The organism is Yersinia similis (assembly GCF_001053095.1).
In the GTDB taxonomy this organism is placed as follows: domain Bacteria; phylum Pseudomonadota; class Gammaproteobacteria; order Enterobacterales; family Enterobacteriaceae; genus Yersinia; species Yersinia similis.
Window position 1 is genome coordinate 1 of record NZ_CGBP01000062.1, and the last position, 4,487, is coordinate 4,487.

Sequence of the window (4,487 nt, forward strand, 5' to 3'; positions counted from 1 at the left end):
CAGCTTATTACATGATTTAAATCACACAACGCGAGTTCGCCGCTCGGTTACTGTAGTTTTAGGGGGCGCTGGGTTTATCGCTTTGCTACTGGGTGCGTCTGGTGTACATCACGCTCAACCCTGTGATCTTTGATTTATTAATGGCAGACCTCTGTTTTATATAGGTGCTGGTTAAATTTTATATCAATTTACAGCTTCGCATAGCTAAGTCTAAATATTCCGCCAGAAAATATACTGTATTTACTTTTATACCTACCTGCATACAGTGTGTAGGTTTGTTGTAAAGTCAGATTGCGATACATTTACGATCAACGATCTATTTAACTGCTTCGTTGCATAAAATTTCAGGTTGTTGCACACAAACTATTTTCTATCTTTAACTATTTTCAATTCTGAATAACTTTTCTTGTTGAGAGAGTTTCACAATGAAATTTCTCTCATCATTGAGTTCTAATGGAAGCTTATCTTTCAATATTGATACGATATATTGAACTTGAGACTTATGCCTTTCAACAAGATTGGCAATTTTTACTAGCTGATTCCCATGCATTAATTCTTTTTTGTCATTCAATAGAAAGTGTAGGCATGGAATATTCTCTTCATCTGCAAATAAGAGGTAGGCAATATCGAAGCAAACTATCTCACCTTGTTTTTTCCCTGAGCTAAAGTTGGTATTGAAAGAACTAAACTTGTATATTTTCTGCCCCGTTTTATTTGTAACCTTATCAAACTTAAGAGCATATTGTTCATCATACAACTCTTGAGATATAGATGAGAAATACTTATTAAACTTGTTTATCTGTGTCTGAACTTCAGTTTCAAACTCATTTGAGAATAGTTTATCATTAATAGTAGTGATTTTTTTATTAAGATTTTCAATACTTTTTTCACTTTGCTCAATTTGATTTATTATTGTCTCAAACTCACCTTTTTTTCTATGCTTTATATTTAATTCATTAACTAATCCTTCTAGCTCATCGAGAGAACCACTTTTATTAATATTAGCAACTAATTCTTTTTCTTTTAAAATAATATCAGACAATTTATTTTTCTCCACTTGAATTCCTGATAATAACTCAGGCAATTCCTTGGAAATATATCTAACTTTTTCCTCAACCATTTTATTGTGAAATTCAAGCAAGGACTCAAAACTTTTATGAACATTTGTTATTTTAGTGTTTACTTCGTGGTACAAACCTTTTAACTGATTTGTATCAATATCCATTATACCACTTTGAATATCCTCAACTGCATCCATTATAAGTTCTTTTCTTAACTTAAGTTTACTTATTTTAGAGCCAGTGAGACTTATATGATATTTTATACTATCAAGAGCATTAAGATCATTTTCAAAATTCGGATTTATGTAAAATGTAGATTTTTTAAAATCTAGATATTCGATTTCACTAAGTAGTAAAGCTAGCGATGCTTCATATGCCGTACGAGTCTGCTTTGATTCCAGCCTATTTTTAAAAGTAGTCTCCATGCGTATACTAGCAAGTAAATTTTGTTTAGTAGCTCCTTTCTCAAAATCACATCCCAGAAGAAAAAGATGCAGAGTTTCATACTCATCATCACGAGTAAATGAATTAAGTGTCCGCAAGGTATTTGTAATACTTAATTCTTTATATCTTATATTATTTGATATGATTTGTGAAAATGTTGGCTTATTTCCATAATGGTTAGGAATTAACATGTTTGTCAATGTTTCTTCAAATTCGTCAGCCGTTTTTTGCTTACCATTTATCTGCCTAATCGATTTTTTACGCTGTAGAAAGTTCCTATCAATTACGACAGTTCTGGATAATGGATCACGAAGATCATCAACAAGAGTCAGCGTAATTACAACTTCTTTATCCATTAAAAAATCTTTAACTAGGGTATACTCTCCTTTCTTTGTTTCAGGATCCGTATATATAGCCTTAGCATCTGCACCCAAGCAAAAATCGACTAACATCAATACAGTTGTTTTGCCAACATTGTTACCTGTGACTTTAGTTGGTTCTATTGGTGTTTCATCAACAATTAAATTCAAACCAGAACGAAATGATATTAATCTAACAACACCATCTTTGTTAGTTATCCGGAGAGATTTTATGAACATACTCTAAATTCCCGTTTGAATTTAACTCAACTATACCTATAAGAAATAACCAATCTAATGATAAAATAAAAATAGATATTGACATTTCTGTTGTCTTTACTGTTTCACAAAATAATTCAATTAACTCTAACTCACCGAAACTTTTAAGCACATCAATAATAAAACCACCGTTATAATAGAGGCAATCTTTAGGATGAATGTCTTTCGGTAGTAACATCATTCACTCCATTTGGATCTTTGAAAATTCGACAGCGTATAAACGCATCCACTGCTAATATGCTAACACAAAGTTCTAATTCTTCTAAGGGAATATGTGAGAAATTCGCACTTTTTTTAACAATTTCAATCGAACTCTCAATTACTTTAAAGAAAAGTTCATCTCCCGAGTAGTTCATACTTAACTTACTAAAACAACTACGGAATGAAGCTAGAACTGATACGCTAACATTTTTTCCCATTTGGTCAAATTCTGAGTATATATGGGAAACCTTGCTATGATGAATTTTGTAGTCTTCAATAATGTATTCAGCAGCATTTAGATTATTGAACACAATTTTCTTCTCCACATCAAATGCTTTAGGGTGATCTACACTATCGACAATAGTAAAATCCTCCTTCGCAAGGGCATTTATTATTGCGGCGATATTAGTTTCACTAAGGCTATTACTAGATTCATCTTCTAACTCCCTTCGTAAAAACCCATAAACCTCTTTTTGTTTAGAAATATCCAAATGCAAAATGAAATTCAACAAAGTCTTGACATCGTGAATATCATCAATTGGTGCAAAAACCAAAGCATGTGGGTTTTTATATATTTTACTTCTTAACTCACTGGCATCTTTAGCTATCGAGATAAATTTAAACTGATGACCTTTATACACACTTAGATTTTTTGTTAAGGCTGAGTCTATCTTAGCTTTTGTAGCTGTTGCGGATACCTGTAAAACTATCTTATTATTCTGGTCAATTAAATCTATTCCTTCGAAATTATTACTTTGTTGATTAGTGTTTTCTAAACTATATCCAAACAATAAATTAAAGAAGTAAACATAAAAATCCTCACAATGAAGGTTGAAATTAAGTATATTCAGTTTACCTCTAATCTCAACACTATAGCATAATAAAGACAACCGTCTTTCACACAAATCAAAATAAACAGATCTATTCATTTACATTATCCTTAAGAAATATACTTTATGATTCTTCATAAATACAAATGTAGAAAAATTATAAATACCATAATAGCTTTTAAGCATTTAGGGTATAATTCTTTGTAAGCTATTTATATAATCAGCCCACAACTGCAACCATTTTCTGCATTCAGCATCATACTTATACAGGTTGTAGATCCCCTCAACACCTCCACGTGTATGCCCCAGCACAGCCTCTGCAACCTCATTAGGACATTGCAAACGAGATAGCCCTGTACGCACTGTACGCACTGTACGACGCAGATCGTGAGGCGTCCAATGAGGTATATCAAGCATTTGACCGCTTTCACGTAAACGCCATGAATTTTCGGTCAGGTACTTCTGTTGAATTGGTTTTTTGGTAGCTTGGGAAGGGAACAAATATTTATCGGAGTTGAGGCGCAGAATTTTAAGAAAGTCGATAGCCTGATCGGATAACTGAACATAGCGCTCTACCCCTGTCTTGGTTTCTCGTAGATGAATAGTGCCCTTATTTAGATCAACATCCTCCCAAGCCATATTGCAGACCTCACCTGTTCTACACCCAGTCCAGAGCGTCAGCCGAAGCACGTTTTTGATCGTTGGCGTATAAGCTGAGCCAGGAAGCCAATGGAGGAATTTAGCTAATTCCTTCTCACTCAGTATTCGAGTGCCACGTTCACAGGTCAGTTTGATGTTGGTCTGGCGTAGACTGGATTTAGCTAACAGTGCCGGGTTAGCAAAGTTGTCATCGAAGCGGCCTAAGCCAATTGCAAATTCATAGGCAGAGGATAGTTCACGCAACAGATTTCCTGCTTGAACTTTGGCACCTCGTTCAATCACTCCATTAACCAGTTCGACGATATCTTTACGGGTGATTTCTGCTGCAACACGCGCACCTAGTTTGGCAACTGCATCATTTTCCAATGTACGCCGCACCTCCTTTTGCCCTTTCTTTTTGCGCGCTCCTGGAATGATTTTTCCGTCATTACTTTTACGGTCTTCTATCCGTTCAGTCAGGTACAGCTCAACCAACCCTTCAACTGTCAGCACTGCCGCTTTCGGTTTTTGACTCTCTTCTAATAATCGTTGCTTCTCATCTTTCAGCTCAGACGCCGGACAGCGCCCTTCACTTCTGATTAGTTTGAGTTCTTGCAACTTCATGCGGGCCATTACAAGCGAGGTTTGCGGGATGCCTCCAATTTTTACCTATG

General features: G+C 34.9%; 3 protein-coding genes and 1 pseudogene. All 4 read right to left on the minus strand.

The annotated features are described in order from the left end of the window. Positions 1-376: 376 nt before the first annotated feature. Positions 377-2,104, minus strand: a complete 1,728-nt coding sequence (locus tag AC971_RS21125) for a DUF2326 domain-containing protein (RefSeq protein ID WP_025382676.1) — start codon at positions 2,102-2,104, stop codon at positions 377-379. Then, positions 2,076-2,321, minus strand: a complete 246-nt coding sequence (locus AC971_RS21130; protein WP_025382675.1) for an ABC-three component system middle component 6 — start codon at positions 2,319-2,321, stop codon at positions 2,076-2,078. Before AC971_RS21130 ends, AC971_RS21125 begins: the two co-directional genes overlap by 29 nt. Further along, a complete protein-coding gene (locus AC971_RS21135) occupies positions 2,293-3,273 on the minus strand; it encodes an ABC-three component system protein (RefSeq protein WP_025382674.1) in 981 nt (326 codons plus the stop codon). Before AC971_RS21135 ends, AC971_RS21130 begins: the two co-directional genes overlap by 29 nt. Positions 3,274-3,360: 87 nt before the next feature. Next, a pseudogene (locus AC971_RS25415) lies at positions 3,361-4,482 on the minus strand (tyrosine-type recombinase/integrase); the annotation flags it as partial. Between the last annotated feature and the right edge of the window lie 5 nt (positions 4,483-4,487).